General features: G+C 74.1%; 18 protein-coding genes and 1 pseudogene. 8 read left to right on the forward strand and 11 right to left on the reverse strand.

Going from position 1 to position 17182, the window contains the following annotated elements:
- The first annotated feature begins 120 nt into the window (after positions 1–120).
- The 3 genes from AB0399_RS22560 (at position 121) to AB0399_RS22570 (ending at position 3764) form a co-directional block, all read left to right on the forward strand.
- Positions 121–864: a flavin reductase family protein gene (locus AB0399_RS22560; protein WP_366412542.1), complete on the forward strand. Its 744-nt coding sequence runs from the start codon at positions 121–123 to the stop codon at positions 862–864.
- 187 nt (positions 865–1051) lie between these two features.
- Complete coding sequence (locus AB0399_RS22565) at positions 1052–2284, forward strand: M14 family zinc carboxypeptidase (RefSeq protein ID WP_366412543.1); 1233 nt, start codon at positions 1052–1054, stop codon at positions 2282–2284.
- A 193-nt stretch (positions 2285–2477) separates the two neighbouring features.
- A complete protein-coding gene (locus tag AB0399_RS22570; protein ID WP_329366219.1) occupies positions 2478–3764 on the forward strand; it encodes a M14 family zinc carboxypeptidase in 1287 nt (428 codons plus the stop codon).
- A 69-nt stretch (positions 3765–3833) separates the two neighbouring features.
- On the opposite strand, the gene AB0399_RS22575 is transcribed toward AB0399_RS22570, so the two are convergent.
- Both AB0399_RS22575 and AB0399_RS22580 read right to left on the reverse strand, forming a co-directional pair.
- Positions 3834–4898 carry an aspartate-semialdehyde dehydrogenase gene (locus AB0399_RS22575; RefSeq protein ID WP_366412544.1) on the reverse strand — a complete coding sequence of 355 codons (1065 nt, stop codon included), beginning with the start codon at positions 4896–4898 and terminating at the stop codon, positions 3834–3836.
- Positions 4899–4983: 85 nt separating this feature from the next.
- Entirely contained in the window at positions 4984–5910 is a 927-nt protein-coding gene (locus AB0399_RS22580) for a dihydrodipicolinate synthase family protein (RefSeq protein ID WP_366412545.1), read from the reverse strand.
- Positions 5911–5994: 84 nt separating this feature from the next.
- Between AB0399_RS22580 and AB0399_RS22585 the strand changes: the two genes are divergently transcribed.
- Positions 5995–6405 (forward strand): GNAT family N-acetyltransferase, encoded by a 411-nt coding sequence (locus AB0399_RS22585; protein WP_329366224.1) that lies wholly within the window; start codon positions 5995–5997, stop codon positions 6403–6405.
- A gap of 106 nt (positions 6406–6511) precedes the next feature.
- Here the strand turns inward: AB0399_RS22585 and AB0399_RS22590 are convergent, their stop codons facing one another.
- The gene (locus AB0399_RS22590; RefSeq protein WP_329366226.1) at positions 6512–7780 is read right to left on the reverse strand and encodes a GNAT family N-acetyltransferase; all 1269 of its coding nucleotides are present in this window, start codon (positions 7778–7780) and stop codon (positions 6512–6514) included.
- Positions 7781–7965: 185 nt separating this feature from the next.
- On the reverse strand, positions 7966–8622 hold the full coding sequence (locus AB0399_RS22595) for an ABC transporter permease (protein ID WP_329366228.1): 657 nt from the start codon (positions 8620–8622) through the stop codon (positions 7966–7968).
- Positions 8623–8948: 326 nt separating this feature from the next.
- On the opposite strand from AB0399_RS22595, the gene dtd reads away from it, so the two are divergent.
- Positions 8949–9374 (forward strand): D-aminoacyl-tRNA deacylase, encoded by a 426-nt coding sequence (gene dtd, locus AB0399_RS22600; protein ID WP_366412546.1) that lies wholly within the window; start codon positions 8949–8951, stop codon positions 9372–9374.
- Between the two features lie 78 nt (positions 9375–9452).
- Here dtd and AB0399_RS22605 read toward each other — a convergent pair whose 3' ends face one another.
- The 7 genes from AB0399_RS22605 to AB0399_RS22635 all read right to left on the reverse strand — a co-directional run bounded on the left by AB0399_RS22605 (position 9453) and on the right by AB0399_RS22635 (position 15214).
- Entirely contained in the window at positions 9453–10433 is a 981-nt protein-coding gene (locus AB0399_RS22605; protein ID WP_329366231.1) for a folate-binding protein, read from the reverse strand.
- Between the two features lie 18 nt (positions 10434–10451).
- Positions 10452–10886, reverse strand: coding sequence for a transcriptional repressor (locus tag AB0399_RS22610; protein WP_329366234.1), 435 nt, complete (start codon positions 10884–10886; stop codon positions 10452–10454).
- Positions 10887–10905: 19 nt separating this feature from the next.
- Entirely contained in the window at positions 10906–11469 is a 564-nt protein-coding gene (locus AB0399_RS22615; RefSeq protein ID WP_328467519.1) for an FABP family protein, read from the reverse strand.
- A 222-nt stretch (positions 11470–11691) separates the two neighbouring features.
- Positions 11692–12621, reverse strand: a complete 930-nt coding sequence (locus AB0399_RS22620; RefSeq protein ID WP_366412547.1) for a hypothetical protein — start codon at positions 12619–12621, stop codon at positions 11692–11694.
- A complete protein-coding gene (locus tag AB0399_RS22625; protein WP_366412548.1) occupies positions 12621–13451 on the reverse strand; it encodes a hypothetical protein in 831 nt (276 codons plus the stop codon). Before AB0399_RS22625 ends, AB0399_RS22620 begins: the two co-directional genes overlap by 1 nt.
- An 89-nt stretch (positions 13452–13540) precedes the next feature.
- Positions 13541–14488, reverse strand: a complete 948-nt coding sequence (locus AB0399_RS22630) for a hypothetical protein (RefSeq protein WP_366412549.1) — start codon at positions 14486–14488, stop codon at positions 13541–13543.
- Positions 14489–14518: 30 nt separating this feature from the next.
- Positions 14519–15214 (reverse strand): hypothetical protein, encoded by a 696-nt coding sequence (locus tag AB0399_RS22635; RefSeq protein WP_366412550.1) that lies wholly within the window; start codon positions 15212–15214, stop codon positions 14519–14521.
- Between the two features lie 127 nt (positions 15215–15341).
- Between AB0399_RS22635 and AB0399_RS22640 the strand changes: the two genes are divergently transcribed.
- The 3 genes and pseudogenes from AB0399_RS22640 to AB0399_RS22650 form a co-directional block, all read left to right on the forward strand.
- A complete protein-coding gene (locus AB0399_RS22640; RefSeq protein WP_366412551.1) occupies positions 15342–15704 on the forward strand; it encodes a DsrE family protein in 363 nt (120 codons plus the stop codon).
- Positions 15705–15893: 189 nt separating this feature from the next.
- The gene (locus tag AB0399_RS22645; RefSeq protein WP_366412552.1) at positions 15894–16592 is read left to right on the forward strand and encodes an alpha/beta hydrolase; all 699 of its coding nucleotides are present in this window, start codon (positions 15894–15896) and stop codon (positions 16590–16592) included.
- Between the two features lie 125 nt (positions 16593–16717).
- A pseudogene (locus AB0399_RS22650) lies at positions 16718–16912 on the forward strand (DUF3099 domain-containing protein); the annotation flags it as partial.
- Positions 16913–17182 lie beyond the last annotated feature (270 nt).

Consider the following 17182-nt stretch of genomic DNA (forward strand, 5'->3'; position numbering starts at 1 on the left):
CGCGGGCCGGTCCGGACGGCACAACCGCGTGCGACGCGTGCAACCGCGTACGGCCCGTACGGCCCGCGCGACGTCCGATTCCCGCCAGCACCGCCCCGCACCCGTGACAAGACTGGCCGTATGACCACGCGAAACGCCCAGAACCACGCCGACGGCCGGACCGGCGGCCCCGCCGCCCACCACACCCGGATCGAACCCGGCATCCTCTACTTCGGCACCCCCGTGGTGCTGCTCTCCACCGAGAACGAGGACGGCAGCGCGAACCTCGCGCCGATGTCGTCCGCGTTCTGGCTCGGCTGGCGGGCGATGCTCGGGCTCGGCGCGAGGTCGCAGACCACGCTGAACCTGCTCAGGACCGGCGAATGCGTGCTGAACCTGCCGGACGACTCGCTCGCCGCGGCCGTGGACGCGCTCGCCCTGACCACCGGCCGCGACCCCGTGCCCGAGGGCAAGCAGAAGCGCGGATACCGCTTCCACAAGGAGAAGTTCGCCCGCGCCGGGCTCACCCCGGTCGACTCGGAAACCGTACGGCCGCCGCGCGCCGCGCAGTGCCCGGTGGCCATGGAGGCGGTGGTCGAGGCCACCCATCCGCTCGCCGACGACGACCCCCAACAGCGCGGCGGCATCGTGGTGTTCGAGGTGCGGGTGCAGCGAGTGCTCGTGCACGACGCGATCCGGATGCACGGCACGCGCGACCGGATCGACCCCGACCGCTGGCGGCCGCTGCTGATGAGCTTCCAGGAACTGTACGGACTCGGCGGCCGGTTGCGGGAGTCCGCGCTGGCGAGCATCCCCGAGGACATGTACCGCGGGCCCGACATCGCCCGTTCGCACGCCGCCGGAGTGGCCGCTGGGCACTCTTGACACCCGCGGGCCGCCCGCCGACGCTGGGGCGGGGCGCGCCACCGCCGATCGAGCCGCGCCGCCAACTCCGTTGCACAGCACGCACAGCAGGCACAGCACGCAACGCACAGCAGGCAAGGCACCGCCCCCGCACGTGCAGGCACGGCTGTACGGCCGGACGGCGGGCGACGGCAGCGAAGGAGCGGTCATGCGCGGGCCAGACGCGTTTCCGACGGTGGCGGGTGTCGCCGCGGCGGCCCGGATGCTCACGCTGCGCCACCCGGACCTGTGCCGGATGCGGCTGGCCGGCGAGTCCCGGTCCGGGCGGCCCCTGTGGCTGCTGTCCGTCGGGCACCCGCGGGACAGCGGCCGGCACATCCTCGTGGTGGCCGGCGCGAACTGCGACGAGCAGGCGGGCGGCGGCACCGTGCTGTGGCTGGCCGAGCAGGCCGTCCACGACCGGCGACGGCTCAAGGAAGCCGGACTGACCTGGGACTTCCTGCTCTGCCTGGACCCCGACGGCACGCTCCTCAACGAGACGGGCCCGGCCGGTCCCCGCCCGCCCGCGGTGCACTTCCGGCACGCCTACCGCCCCGCCTCCTCCGAACGCCCTTACGCCGCCGCCTCGTTGCCCGCAGCCGCCGGCCGGCTCCCCGAGACGCTGGCGCTGTCCGCCCTCGTCGACGAGCTGCGGCCGGTGCTGCGCTGCTCGCTGCACGGCACCGACGTGGGGGGCGCCTGGGTCCGGCTCTCCGCCGAAGTGGCGGGGCTGGCCGAGCCGTTCGGGAAGATCGCCGCCGAACTCGACATCCCCGTGCAGACCGGCACGTACGAAGCGCTGTCCTCGCACGGCGCCGGGCCCGGTGTCTTCGTCCGGCCGGCGGGGCCGGGGCGGCAGTACGGACCGGAACTGCGGGTCGAGGTGCCGATGTGGGCGACCCGGCGGGTGGCCTACGCCGAGCCGCACCCGGACCCGGCGTACGCGCTGGCCGTGCTGGCGGCGCGGCTGCGGAACGAGGGGACCACCGGGGAGGAGGCGTTCGAGCAGGCGCTGGAACTGCTCGGGGACGCCGCGGACGGGCCGGTGCTGCGGGCCGCACGGCAGGCGGTCAGCGGGTGGGCGGCGCTCGCGGAGGACTTCGACGCGATCGGGCGGGAGTCGCCGGTGCCGCTGACCATGGCGCACGTCGCCGCGTTCGACATCGCCGCGCGGCGGGCGCCGCTGCGGGCGGCGGGGACGCTGCTGCGGCTGCTCGACGAGGCGCGGCTGGACGAGGACCCGGACAGCCCGCCCGCCCGGCTGCGGGCCCGGCTGGAGCGGCGCCTCGACGCGGGTGCGGGGGACCTGATCGCGACGATGGACGCGGTGTGGGTGCCGATCTCCGAGCAGATGGAATTGCAGGCGCGGACGGTGCTGGCCGCCGCCGCGGGGCTCGGGTGAGGCGGGTGAGGCGGCACGAGACGCCGTGGGAGTGCCGGTCCGCTTCCGGGCGCGAGGCGGTCTTGACAGGGGGACGAAGGGGTCGGAACCTTGGCGGGGCATCGGGCAAATCGGCGATTACCCCGTCAACTTCATCGTGGGGCCGTTGATTTGGACAGCGAGGAGATCCCGTGGCAACGACGACCGGCGGAGCGTGACTTCGGCGATGGCCGACGCCTATCCGAGTGTCGCGGGGGTGGTGGCGACGGCGGCGGCGTTCGCCGGTTTCCATCCCGGCCTGTGCGAGTTGCGGGCGGTCGGCCGATCGCGGGCCGGGCGCCCGCTGCACGTACTGACCGTGGGGCACGGACGGCGGAACGTCCTGGTGGTGGCGGGGCCGCACTCCGATGAGCGGGTGGGGGCGGCGACCGCCCTGCGGCTGGCCGAACGCGTCGCGCACGACCCGCTGCTGCACGCCGGCGCCGACGCGACCTGGCACCTGCTGCTGTGCCTGGACCCCGACGGCGCGGTGCGCCACGAAGCCGGGCCGCCGATACGCCGCACCCCCGCCGCGCACTTCCGGCACGCGTACCGCCCGCCGCCCGACGAGCAACCGGAGTGGGCCCCGTCGATCCGGCCGCCGGACGACCAACTCCCGGAGTCCCAGGTGCTGCTGGACCTGATCGACGAGCTGCGGCCGGTCCTCCAGTGCTCGCTGCACGGCAACGACCTCGGCGGCTGCTGGGTGCAGTTGACCCGCGACATACCCGGACTCGCCGAGCCGCTGGGCAAGTTGGCGGCCGAGCACGACGTGCCGGTGCAGACCGGCACCTATGACGCGCTGCGGTGGACGGTGTCGGGGCCCGGTGTCTACGTGCTGCCCGAGCCGGGCGCGCGGGCCAGGTCGGACCGGCTGCCGGCGGACGTCGACCGTTCGACCTGGACCCGGCCGCACCGCCACGGCGGGATGACCGCGCTGTTCGAGGTGCCGATGTGGTCGGCCCGTACGGTCACCGACCCCGCTCCGCATCCGCAGGCGGCCGGCGAACTGGCCCGGCTGGGACGGCAGTTGCGGGCTCACGCGCGCCGGGTCGAGGTGCTGATCGCGGAGGTGCGGGCGGTGCTGCCGGCCACGGCCCCGGACCGCGCCCACCTGCTGCGGGTCGCGACGGAACTGGCCGCGGCCTGCCCGCAGGTCGCCGCGGAGTGGGAGCGCATGCCCCCGGACGCGGTCCCGCTGACCGCCGCGCACCTCGCGGCTCTCGACATCGCGGCCCGCAGGATTCCCCTGCGGGCCGCCGGCACGCTGCTACGGCTCCTCGACGGCCGCCCGGGCCCGGCCACCGCCGAGGTCAAGGTCGTATGCGAGCGCCAACTCGTCCGCTGGGCAGACGAGTTGACCCTCGGCCACGACCCGGTCTGGGTGCCGGTCGACGAGCAGGTGCGGGTCCAGTCCGAGGCGGTGCTGGCGGCCTTCCGGCTGGCCGTGGCCCACGGGTGACGGCGGCCGGGCACCGCCCCGACGCCAGGCGGTGACCTGGCAGACCGTGACCGCTCAGACGGTGACCCCTCAGACCGTGACCGCTCCGAGCTCCCCCGCCCCGAGTTCCGCCGCCACCAGCTCCGCGAGCTGCACCGCGTTGAGCGCGGCGCCCTTGCGCAGGTTGTCGTTGGAGACGAACAGCGCGAGGCCGTTCTCGACCGTCTCGTCCTGCCGGATGCGGCCCACGTAGGAGGGGTCGGCGCCCGCGGCCTGCAACGGGGTGGGGATCTCCGAGATCTCCACCCCGGGCGCGGCGGCGAGCAGTTCGTACGCCCGCGCGACGCTGATCGGGCGGGCGAAGCGGGCGTTGATCTGCAGCGAGTGGCCGGAGAAGACCGGGACCCGTACGCAGGTGCCGGACACCTTCAGCTCGGGGATCTCCAGGATCTTGCGGGACTCGTGGCGCAGCTTCTGCTCCTCGTCGGTCTCGAAGCTGCCGTCGTCCACCAGGTTCCCGGCGAGCGGCACCACGTTGTAGGCGATGGGCCGCTGGTAGACCGCCGGGGCGGGGAACTCGACGGCCGACCCGTCGAAGGTGAGGCCGTCGGCCTGCTCGGTGACCTTCACCGCCTGGCCGTGCAGTTCGGCCACGCCGGCCAGGCCCGAGCCGGAGACGGCCTGGTAGGTGGCGACGACCAGCGCGACCAGCCCGGCCTCCTCGTGCAGCGGGCGCATCACCGGCATGAAGGCCATCGTGGTGCAGTTCGGGTTGGCGATGATGCCCTTCGGGCGGGTCGCGATCGCGTGCGGATTGACCTCGGAGACCACCAGCGGGACGTCCGGGTCGCGTCGCCACGCGGAGGAGTTGTCGATCACGACGGCGCCCTGTGCGGCGACCTTCTCCGCCAGCGCGCGGGAGGTGCTGCCGCCCGCGGAGAAGATGACGATGTCCAGACCGGAGTAGTCGGCACTCGCCGCGTCCTCGACGGTGACGGTGGCGCCGTCCGGGCCGCCCTCCCACGGAAGGGTGCGGCCCGCCGAACGGGCCGAGGCGAAGAGGCGGAGCTGCGTGACGGGGAACTTCCGCTCGGCCAGCACCTTGCGGACGACCCCGCCGACCTGTCCGGTCGCTCCGACGATTCCGATCCTCATTGCGGTATCTCTCCGATCATGCCTGTCTGGGGGTGCCCGTCCGTTTCGAGTATCCCCCGGCCCGGGCGTGGGGCGCCGCGCGATTTCACGGGGCGAGACGGCCGGGGCCGGCCGCGGCCGCGACTCCGGCTTCCCGCGGGGCGCCCTCCACCGCCGCGAGGGCCGTGAGCGCCGCGGTCGCCGCCGACGGGCTCGCCGGGAGCAGCGGCAGCCGTACGTCCGGGGTCGGGATGCGGCCCTGCGCGTGCAGGACGGCCTTCACCACGGCCGGGTTCGGCTCGCTGAAGACGGCGGCGGCCAGCGCCGACAGCCCGCGCCCGCCGGACACGTCACCGGCGCCGGGGCCCGCCGCCGCGAGCGCCGCCCACTCCCGGGTCGCCAGGTGCGCCGAGGCCAGGATGGCGCCATGGGCCCCGAGCGCCAGCAGCGCGGGGGCGAAGACGTCGTCGCCGGCCAGCACCTCGAAGCCCTCGGGCGCCGACCGGAGAAGCGCGACGGTCTCCGCGGTGACCTCGCCCGCCGCGTACTTCACGCCCGCCACCCCGGGGATCGCCGCGAGGGCGACGAGGGTGGCGGCGGAGAGCGGCTGCCCGGTGCGGTAGGGGACGTGGTAGATCAGCACCGGCACCGGGCTCGCGGCGGCGACCTCGCGGAAGTGGGCGAGCACCCCGGCCTCGCCCGGCCGGGTGAAGGAGGGGACGGTGACGAGCGCGGCGTCGGGCGCCTCGGGCAGCCCGGCGAGGGCGGCCACCTCGCGGGCGGCACGCCGGGTGGAGCCGGCACCGCCCACCCCCACAGTGAAGCGGGCGCCGTGCGCGCGGCAGATCCGGCCGACGGCGGCGGTGACCGCGGCCCGCTCGTCCGGTTCGAGCGCGGCGGCCTCCGCGGTGGTGCCGAGGGCGACCAGCCCGCCGGCCCCCGCCTCCAGCAGATCGTGGCCGAGGCGCTCCAGCGCGGCGAGGTCGACCCGGCCGTCCGGCCCGAACGGCGTGATCAGCGGTACGTGGATCATGTCTGCGAGTCTGCGCCGCCGGTCGTCGCAAGGTCCAGTTAAATGTCGTGCACGGAACTCTTAAGCAGCTCTACGCTTCCGGCCATGTATGAGATCTCCGCCGATCCGGCCCGCCTCGACGTCCCCCGCATCCACCAGTGGCTGTCCGTCGACTCGTATTGGGCGAAGGGACGTTCCCTCGACAAGCAGCAGGCCGCGATGGCCGGCTCCCTCAACTTCGGGGCGTACCACGAGACCACCGGCGAGCAGCACGGATACGCCCGCGTCGTCACCGACCTCGCCACGTTCGCCTGGCTCTGCGACGTGTTCGTCGACCCGGCCGCCCGCGGCAACGGCCTCGGCACCGCCCTGGTCGCCGCCGTCCGCGACCACCTCGCGCCGTACGACATACGCCGCGTCATGCTGGCGACCGCCGACGCGCACGGCGTCTACGCGAAGCTCGGCTTCGAACCGCTCGCCGACCCGTCGAAGTGGATGTCCCTCGGCCGCCAGTAGCCCACCGCCAGCAGCCCGCCGGCACCAGCCCGCCGGCAGCCGCGCCACGACGCCCAGGCCGCCGGCGCGGTGCCGCCGGCGGGTCGGAAGGTTCCGCGCCAGGCGGTCAGAAGACGTCCGGGCACCAGGGGCGGCGCGGGGTGCGGAAGAGGGTGTCCGCGACTCGGGCCGCCTGCGCGCGGTGCTCGGTGATCCGGCCGAGCACGGCCAGCCGGACCGCGGACTCGTCGCCGAGGTACAGGCAGCCGAGGTCGGCGGCCGACAGCGACAGGTCGGCCGGCGCCGTCGAGGGGGTGCAGGAGGCGGCCCCCTTGTCGTCGGTCTCCAGCAGGAAGCGGCCGGCGGCGGGGCCCGCCACGGTCCGGTCGCCGTCGCGCACCTCGTCGTGGACCTGGAGCACCAGGCCGGTGGCGGCGCCCTCGTAGCGGCGGGCGGTGAGCGCGGCCGGGGTGTCCAGCACCCGCAGCCACATGAAGTCGGCGTACGCCTCGGGGCGGGCCGCGCGCGGGTCGCCCAGCAGCAGCGGCATGATGTCGTCGGGCGCGCGGTACCCGGACGTGATCCGGGTGATCCAGTCCATCGAGAGCAGGAACCGCCACAGCGCCTGCTCGGCGGCCGGGGTGGCCGCGATCAGGTCCCCGACCGTGAGCTCCGCCCGCGGCAGCTTCCCCGGCCAGTGATGGTCCTGCACGTCCCAGAGGACGAACCCGTCGACCTCGCCGTCCGGGCCGCGGTAGAGCGCGCAGTACCGCTCCTTCCACTCCGGCAGCCGCACCTCGCCGGTGGTCCGCCGCCACCACAGCGGCGGCCGGTCGATCGCGCCCGGGGTCGCCGCCCTGACCCGGTCGTGCAGCGCGGGACCGGCTTCGCCCAACTCCGCCAGGGTGGCCATGTCCACCCGGCCGCCGTCGTCCGGCCCGGCGTAGCGGTGGTCGAGCGCGGCCCGCGCCACATCGACCTCCCAGTTCGTCACCCAGGTCGCCGGGCCGAAGCCGAACCGGCCGTAGATCGGGTACTCGGCGGCGATCAGGATCGACACCGCGTCCCCGCGCTCCCTGGCGTCGGCGATGTCCGCGGCCATCATCCGCCCGGCCAGCCCGCGCCGGCGGTGGGTGGCGGTCACCGAGACGTTGGTGACCGCCGACGCGGGCACCGCCGCGCCGCCCGGCACCGTCAGCTCCCGGGGCATGCTGCGGAAGGTCGCCACGCAGCGGCCCCGGTCGAACGCCCCCCGGGACCGGCTCAGGTCGATCAGCGAGCGGCGGGTCGCCACCACCTCCGCGTCGACCGACGGCCCGAGGTGGAAGCCCGCGTACTGCGCCCGCACCCAGTCGGCGACATCGGACTCTTCGAGGGTGCGGATCTCAGCAGTCATGCCCGGCACCATATGCGCGCCGCTCCGCGCCCCGCACACGAATATCCGCCCGAACGGGCCGGCCCGCACCGGCGCGGACCGGCAGGCCCCGGACCGACCCGTGCGGACCGGCAGGCCCCGGACCGACCCGTGCGGACCGGCAGGCCCCGGACCGTACCGGCGCGGACCGCCCGGGCGCCGGTACGTCAGCCCTCCGCCAGCAGGTCCTCCACATGCGCCTCGCCCGCCCGATAGCGCCGGGTGATCTCCGCCGAGCAGCCGTCCACGGTCTGCTGGAGCGTGTGGCGGCGGCGCGAGACCTGCTGCTCGTGACCGGCCAACCGGGCCATCGCCGCGTGCAGTTCGGGGTCCGTACGGGCGTCGAGGTCGGACAGCTCCACCTCGGAGAGCATCTCCTCGGCGAGCAGCCGCACCCGCTCGGTCAACGGCGTGCCGAGCGTGACGTGCCGTGCGGAGGAGCGCACCCGCGACGGCCCGTCGGCCAGGATCTCCGAGAGCCGGTCCACCACGGGCCCGCCCGCGCCGGCCACCCCGCCGGCGGCCGCTCTGCCCCCGGCCGACCTGCCACCGGCGGAGCCGCCACCGCCCGCGGCGCCCTCCTCCGCGTCCGCGGCAGGCGCCTCCGGGCCGCCGCGCCGGGCCAGTTCGGCACGCAGGATGTCGATCCGCCCGTGCAGCATCCGCCGCAGGTACGACAGGTCCGCCTCCTCCCGCTGCGCCTCACGGCGCAGGGTGCGCAGCGCCGCCAGGTCCATCCCGCCCAGGTCGGGCGCGGGCGGATCGGCGAGCGGACCGCGCGGTGCGGGCGGTCGCAGTGGGCCGGTAGCGTCGGCCTTCAGCATGGGTTGGCCCTTCCTGCTGTGCGATGCGCCGCGGACGCGGCGGCCCTCGATACGGCGGAGCCGGGTGCCACGGACAGCGCCCGTCGCGCGGTGCCGGATGTCTCTCCGGCGCCGGATCTGGTCATACCTTTCGTCCCCTCCGGGCGTGCCACACGCCCCTCCCGGCTTTGATGCTGCCATCTGCCGCTGGCACCCCGCAGCGACTCTGCACCCGAACGGCCGTCACAACAGTTGTGCGACCCCGCCGACCGGGCGTACGCCGCCGCCTCGTCGGGTGGCTCTCACCCGTGTGGGGTACGGCCGCCGCGACCCGCGACAATGGGGGCATGCGAGCGGTGGCCCAACGGGTGAGCGAAGCGAAGGTCGTCGTCGACGGGGAGACCGTCGGCGCCATCCAGGGACCGGGACTGTGCGTCCTGGTCGGTGTGACGCACGACGACACGAAGGGGAAGGCGGCGGCACTCGCCCGCAAGCTGTGGAGCCTGCGGATTCTGCCCGAGGAGCGGTCCTGCTCCGACGTCGACGGGCCGCTGCTCGTGGTGAGCCAGTTCACGCTTTACGGTGACGCCCGGAAGGGGCGCCGGCCCACCTGGAACGCGGCCGCGCCCGGCGCCGTCGCCGAGCCCCTCGTCGACGAGGTGGTCGCGCAACTGCGCGGGCTCGGCGCGACCGTATCCACCGGGGTCTTCGGCGCCGACATGAAGCTCTCCCTCACCAACGACGGGCCCTTCACGGTCGTCCTCGACCTCTGACCGTCCGCCCGGAGATCCACGGCCCGCCCCCGGACCTCACGGTGCGCGGGCGGGCCGTGGACCGCACTGCCGGCGCGGCTACGGCGCGACCACCGTCTCCTGGGCCGCCGCGGTGTTCTCGTCGGCGATCAGCGTCGCGTGCTCCGGGGTGTTCCGCTTGACCAGGGCGAGGGCGATGGGGCCCAGCTCCCAGTGCCGGGCGGAAGAGGTGACGAAGCCGATCGCGCGGCCCTCGGCGGGGTCGGCGCCTTCGACGGCCACGCGCACGGGAGCGCCGTGGGCCGGCAGCCGCACCTCGCTGCCGTCGAGGTGGAGGAAGACGAGGCGGCGCGGCGGCCGCCCCAGGTTGTGCACGCGGGCGACGGTCTCCTGGCCCCGGTAGCACCCCTTCTGCAGGTGCACCGCGCTCTCCAGCCACCCCAGCTCGTGCGGGATCGTACGGTGATCGGTCTCCAGGCCCACCCGCGGCCGGTGCGCCTCGATCCGCAGCGCCTCGTGGGCGAGCACGCCGGCCGGGGGACCCGCCGTGGCCGTGAAGCCCTCCAGCTTGTCGCGCGGCACGAACACGTCGCGGCCGTACGGCGTCTCGCGCACCGCCCACTCGGTGGGCACCTGGGCGATCGAACCGGCCGGCAGGTACACCACCGCGTACTGGTCGGCGGCGTCGGCGACGTCGACCCGGTAGAAGAACTTCATGCTCTCCAGGTAGGCGATCAGCGCCTCCTGGCTGCCGGGTTCGACGTGCATCCAGGTGGTGGTGCCGTCGTCGACCAGGTACAGGGCGTGCTCGATGTGGCCGTGCGCGGACAGGATCAGCGCCTCGGTGGCCTGGTGCGGCGGGAGCTGCTCGACGTGCTGGGTGAGCAGCAGGTGCAGCCAGGAGAGCCGGTCCGCCCCGCTGACGGTGACGACTCCGCGGTGCGACAGGTCCACGAAACCGGTGCCGTCCGCGAGCGCGCGCTGCTCGCGGAAGAGGTCGCCGTAGTGGGCGGCGACGCCTTCGTCAGGGCCTTCTGCGGGGACGGCGCCGGGCAGCGACAGCAAAGGGCTCTTGTTCATGCGGTCAAGCGTACGGCGCTAGCTTTCCTGCGCGGCCTTGCGGGCGCAGTCCCGGCAGCGGCCGAAGATCGCGAAGTGCTTCATGTCCGTCTCGAAGCCGAACTCCGCGCGCAGCCCGTCCTTGAGCGGGGCCGCGAAGCTCACGTCGGCCTCGGTCACCCGGTCGCAGTCCCGGCAGACCAGGTGCATGTGGTCGTACCGGTCGGCGAGGTGGTAGGTGGGGGCGCCGTGGCCGAGGTGGGCGTGGTTGACCAGGCCCAGTTCCTCCAGCAGCTCCAGGGTCCGGTAGACCGTGGAGATGTTGATCCCGGAGGCGGTCTTGCGCACCTCGCACAGGATGCCGTCGGGCGTCGCGTGGTCGAGGGCGTCGACGGCCTCCAGCACAAGCTCGCGCTGCGGGGTCAGCCGGTACCCGCGCTGCCGCAGATCGCTCTTCCAGTCAGTGCTCGCCACAGGGCCAGTGTAGGTACGCCTACTTGAAGAAGGCGATTCCGTCGTCGGGGAGGTCCTTCACATCGGCGGCCCACTCCTTGGGGTCCACCACCTTCTTCAGGTGCGCCGACATGTACGCGCGCAGCGGCACCTCGGGGGTGGCCTTCTCGCCGACCCACATCAGGTCGCTGTTGACGTACCCGTAGAGCCGCTTGCCGCCGCTGTACGCGGGGGCGACCGGCAGCCGCGCCACCGCGTCCGTGACCAGGTCGATCTGCGGCTTGCCGTCGGCCAGCTCGCCGGTCCAGATCTCGACCACGCCCTCGTCGCGGGTGGTGGTCACGTCCACCTTGCGCTCGGCGTCGATCCGCCAGTAGCCGGTCTCGGACTCCAGCGGCCTGACCTTGCGGCCCTCCTCGTCCAGCACCCAGGTGTGCGAGGTGTACTCCAGGAACGGCCGGCCGTCGTGGGTGAAGGCGACCTCCTGCCCGAAGTTGCACTTCTCGGCGCCGGGGAAGTCGTGCACGCCCGCCCCGGTCCAGCGCCCCAGCAGGAAGGCGAGCGGGACCAGCGTCGGGTGCAGGTCGGAGGGGATCTCGATCATGTCAGCGCTGGCCCTGGTACAGCTTCTTCACCGCGTAGAGCGCGAACGCGGCGACGCCCAGGCAGACCAGGACGAGCAGGGCGTCGAAGTAGTACTGGATTTCCACGGAGGGGCTCCTCGGGCGGCAGACGGTGCAGGTCCGCGCGCGGGTACGGCACGAACCGCGGGCAAGTCTAGTGCGCGGCCCTGCCACGGGCGCGGCCAGGCCGCGCCCGTGGCGGCTCAGCCCAGCAACTGGGCCTGCAGGCGGACCGTCTGGTGGAAGGGCACCGCGGGCAGCGAGCCCTTGCGGGTCTGCACCACCAGGGCGAACGTGTCGCCCGCGTTGAGCATCGCGAGACGGGTCGAGGTGTCCCCGCTCGACTTCAGCTCGGCCTGGGCGGTCACGGCGACCGTCCGCGGGATCGACGGGGACTGCACCTTGGGGTCCTCGACGGTGTCGAGAGCGCCCCTGACCGAGACACCCGCCATGCCGTCGAAGTAGACGACGCGGTACCCGGTGGTGAGGAACTGCACCAGGTAGACCTCGGTCCTGGTGCCGTCGGGCATGGTCCAGGCGCGGGCGGCGATGTGCCGCACCGCGTCGGCGCGCAGCGCGAGGTCGGCGTCGCGCGCGACGTCCGGGAGCCCGAAGTCGTACCGCTTCTGGTAGGCCGCGGTCGGCAGCCACCCGGTCGTGCCGGGGAAGGAGCGGTCCGGCACGGCCTGTTCGGGCAGCGGCAGCAGGAGCGACCGCTCGTCGGTGTAGTGCACGCCGGAGGGGTTGGCCGAGACCAGCGGGCGCGGCTTGCCCGAGGGAAGCTTCGGCAGCGCGATCGGCGGATACGCCCAGCGGCCGTCGTCGGGTGTCTTGAGCCCCGGGATCTCGGTCCGCTCCGGCTGGGTCACGGCGTACGTCGCCGCCCCGCCGAGCGCGGCGAAGACCAGCACGGCGGCGGTCCACCGGATCGCGGCCCGCAGCTTCCGCCTGGGCGGCCGCGGCGCGAACGGCGGGGCGGCCGGCGGCACGGGCGGCATGGGCGGAGCGGGCGGTTCGGACGGTTGGGGGGCGGCCGTCACGGGTGCCGGCTCGGCCGGGGTCTCCGCTGCCGTCTCGGCCGGCGTCCCGGCTGCCGGCTCGGCCGGCGTCTCAGGTGTCGTCGTCTCCGTCATCAGACCGTCATCCCCGGGTCCTTGATCCGGTCCAGCTGGTCGCGCAGCAGGTCGACCGCGTCGGACTTCGCCAGCGGCCGCGGGCCGTCGGCGGTCATCGTCACCATCAGGTCGCCCTCGGTGGCCTGGCAGGTCATCTCGTCCAGGGCGTCGCCCGGCTCGGCGGGCGGCAGGACGCACGTCGCCTTCGGGTAGCCCTTCACCTTCGGGCCGGTACGGAAGACGCCCATGGCCTTGGTGAAGGCGGTGAAGTAGTCGGTCTCCGCCCTCGCCGCCTGCTTGTTCCTCATCTGCACGATGCGTATCTGGACCACCAGCCCGCCGCCGGTCTGGGTGTAGGTCCGCATCCCCGCGCTCTCGATGTGGAGGCTGTCCACCGCTTCGTTCAGCTCCTTGCGCTCCTTCGCGGACATGTCCCGGGAGTCGCCCTTGACCAGTCGCTGCGCCTGCTCGGCGTCGAGCGCGACGTCGTTGCCGTACTCGTCCACGTCGGGGCCGGGCAGGTAGCCGCCGGGAATCGGCAGGAGCAGCAGTCGCGGGCTGCCGTAGTGGCTGCCGCCGGACCGCGTGCCGAACGCCTTGGTGGCGGTCGGGGTCGGCTCGGTCCACGGGGTGGCGGCGGGCTTCGCGTCCGTCCTGCCGTCCTTGCCGTGCAGCACGGCGTACCCGACGCCGCCGCCCGCCACGACCGCGACCAGCACGGCGGCGAGCCCGAGCGCGAGCCCGCGCCTGGACCGTACGGCAGCGGGCCCGGCCGTCTCCGGCGGAAGCAGGGGTGCCGCGGGGAGCATCGGCACCGGCGGCGTGCCGGCGGCTACGTCCGGGGACACGGCCGGAGGCTCGGCCGGGGGTACCGCCGGAGGCAGGTCAGGGGAAGCGGCCGGAAGGTCCTCCGGTCTCCGCGGAGGGGTCTCGTCGCTCACAGCCGCTCCAGTTGCTTCTCGAGAATGGGCTTGATCCGCCCGGACTTCACCGGGTGCAGCGAGTCGATGTAGACCTCGACGTAGATGTTGCCGACCCGCCCGAGGCCGCGAGCGAGGTAGTCGCTCAGGTATCCGGCCTCCTGGTACGGCTTCGCCGAACCCCATGCCCTGCCGTCCGTGACGCCCGCGAGGTCCGTCCCGGGGCCGCTGTTCGGCGAGCTGTCGGCGATGTTCCGCTGGTCCTGGAAGAGCGACGGCGTCCCGGCGTAGCCCTCGTCCCGGAACTGCGTGAGGTGCACCTCGTAGTAGTCGCCCTGCTTGTCGGTCCAGTCCGCCTCGACGCTGCGCTGGAAGGACTCGCTCGCAAACGTGCTGAACATGCTCCCGGCGTGGGTGTAGCCGTCGGCGTACTCCAGCAGCGACACCCAGTCCCGGGTCTCCTCCTTGGCGCCCTTGGGCGTCGGCACGAGCAGCTTGAGCAGGTCGCCCTGGTAGACCAGGCCGCCGTCCTGGGCGGCGGGCAGCTTCGGCGCCGCCGGGCCGGCCCCCTTGGGCTGGGCGAGCACCGGCCCGGTGAGCGGCGGCAGCGGCGTCGGCGAGCGCTTCTGCTGGATGTGGTAGCCGAGGCCGCCGCCCGCGAGCACGCCGAGCACCGCGGCCGCGGCGATCAGCAGCGTGGTCCGCCCGCGCCGCCGCGGCTTGTACGTCGGGGGCTCGGGGAAGGGCCCCGGAAAGGGTTCGGCGAGCGGCTCGGCGGCAGGTTCCGCCGCAGACTCTGCGACGAGCTCCGCCGCGGACTCGGCAGCCGGCTCCGCCGCAGACTCTGCGACCGGCTCTGTGGCCGGTGCCGCGATCGGCTCCGCGTCCTGAACGGGAACCGGTTCTGGAACCTGTTCCGGAACCGGGACGGGGTCCGGTTCCTGGACAGGGGTGTCCTGCGTCAAGGGGTCACTCCACGGGATGGGGAGAGCGGGTCAGCGACCCGTCCTCAGCCTCTGGTACTGCGCGTCGAGCAGGTGCTGCAGCAGGGCGCGGGAGGGCGCCTTCCCACCGGTCACCGAGATGGTGATGTGCACGTCACCCTGGTAGGAGATCGCCAGCAGCGTGTCCGACGACTCGGCCGACCCGGACGCCAGGTCGTACCCGCGGGCGGGGTAACTCCCTTGCAGCGGAAGCGTGGTGGCCTGGTAGCCGGAGGAGGAGTAGTACGCCGCCGCCTGGCTCGGCCCGCGGAAGCGGACCAGTTCGACGGACACCTCGGACCCGCCGTCGGCCGTCAGATACGTACGGCTCGCGGCGTTGCGGAATCCGTAGGTGGAAAGAGCCCGCGCGGCCTGGCTGCCGTCCGCCGAGCCCGCGGCCACGTCGGCGGCCGAGTCGGCGCTGCCCGCCGGGTCACCGTAGACGTCGGCGCCGTCGGGCGGGGGGATCAGGAAGTACCGCAGGTCGCCGGTGTGGGTGCCGTGCGCCACCTGTCCGGCGGGCTTCTTCGCCGTGGGCGACGCGCTCGGCGCGGGGGACGAGGCGGAGGCGGAACCGGACGGTGCGCCGGCGCCGGTCCTCGAAGCCGTGGCCGAGGGCGTGGCGGCGGCGTCCGCTCCCCCCGGGGACGAGCCGAACGCGATCACCGCGCCGGCCGTCACCGCCGCCAGCGCGACCAGTCCGGTCACCGCGGCGGCAAGCCCCCCACGACGGCCTTTGCCGTCCCTGATTCCCACCCAAGCCCCCCCGGGCACGTATGTGTACGCGCGTACGATCCACGCGGATCTGCTTTATATCACCGCTTAGGGTGCTCGTATGACAAATAAAGTCGTGATCAAGGTGACGGCAGGCGCGGACGCGCCCGAGCGGTGCTCGCAGGCGTTCACCGTGGCGGCGGTCGCCGTGGCCAGCGGGGTGGACGTGTCGCTCTGGCTCACCGGCGAGTCCGCGTGGTTCGCCCTGCCCGGGCGGGCCGCGGAGTTCGAACTCCCGCACTCCGCGCCGCTGCCCGACCTGCTCGACGCCGTGCTGGCCGGCGGCCAGGTCACCCTGTGCACGCAGTGCGCGGCCCGCCGTGACATCACCGAGCGCGACGTCATGGATGGTGTACGGATCGCGGGCGCGCAGGTGTTCGTCAGCGAGATCGCCAAGGACGGCGTGCAGGCGCTCGTCTACTGAACCCCCGGCGCGCGGCTTCCCCGTGCGGTCTTCCCCGTGCGGCCCCCGCCTGACCTGGGCGTATGACGGCCGGAGCGCGGCCCGCACGGCCGTTGTCGGCCCCTTCCGCCAGTGCCGTGGCCGGAAAGGTCCGCGTGCCGGGCGCCGCGAACCGGTGCGCCTTTCCGGTCACGGCACTAGGTTGCGGGCATGACGGAATTCGTACTGGTGCCAGGCGCCTGGCTCGGTTCGTCGGCGTGGGACGAGGTGGCGGAGCGGCTGCGGGCGGCGGGCCACGGCGCCCACCCGCTGACGCTCACCGGGGTCGCGGAGCGCGGCGGCGAGGAGCCGGCCGGGCAGCAGGCCCACGTGCGGGACATCGTCAGCGCGGTCGAGGACGCCGACCTGCGCGATGTGGTCCTGGTCGGGCACAGCTACTCGGGCATCCCGGTCGGCCAGGCCGCGGGGCGGATCGGGGACCGGCTGGCCCGCGTGGTGTTCGTGGACGCCAACGTGCCGGTCGAGGGCGGGTCGTTCGTGACGAGCTTCCCGGGCGGCGGCGAGGTGGCCGAGGCGGTCACCGCGGGCGGCGGCTTCTGGGCGCCGCCCGGGCCGGAGGACCTCGACGGCCAGGGGCTCACCCCCGAGCAGACCGCCCGGCTGCTGGCCGGCGCCACGCCCCACCCGGGTGCGAGCCTCACCGAGCCGGCCGCGCTCCCCCGCCCGCTGGAAGCCCTGCCGGCGACGTACATCAAGTGCCTGCTGGACTGGCCGGAGCCGAGTGGGACCGTCGCGGAGCTGCTCACCGGCGACACCTGGGAACTGGTCGAGATGGACACCGGGCACTGGCCGATGTTCTCGCAGCCCGACGAGCTGGTCCGCATCCTGCTTGACGCCGCCGCGGGCTGAGCCGCCCGGTGCGCGGCCGACGCGCCGCGCGGGGGGTACGGTGCCTTCCCTGCCCCGGCTGGGCCCCATCCCGTCGGCCCGTTCGGGCAGGTGCCATTCGGGGGTACCGGTCGTACCGTTGAAGTGTGTACGCGCGTCGTCGTCACTGGTATTTCGCCATGATGGGCACCTGCGTAGTGCTCTTCGTCCTGGCGTGGTCCGTCGTGCGCCTCTGGTCGGTGCAGGCGGCCATCGGCATGTGCCTGTTCGCCATGGTGATCCCGCCCGTCGCGGCGATCGTGGCGAACCGGAAAGGCCCCGAGGACCGGTGGTGGGACGAGAAGGGCCCACGCGGCGGCAAGGAAGCCGAGCGGAAAGCCGACGAGGCCGCGCCCGAGCCGGACAAGCGGATGCGAGGCGGCTGCGGCGACCCGCAGTCGGACGCGTGGTGGGCCGAGTTGGACGAGGGGAACCGCAACCGCAAGCGCCACCGCGACTGACCCGGCTCCACGGCTCCGCGACCGACACGGCCCCACGGCCCCACGGCTCCGCGACCGACACGGCCCCACGGCCCCACGGCCCACGGCTCAGAGCATGCGGACGGGCCGCAC

The organism is Streptomyces sp. NPDC088194, assembly GCF_040702025.1.
Classification (GTDB): Bacteria; Actinomycetota; Actinomycetes; order Streptomycetales; family Streptomycetaceae; genus Actinacidiphila.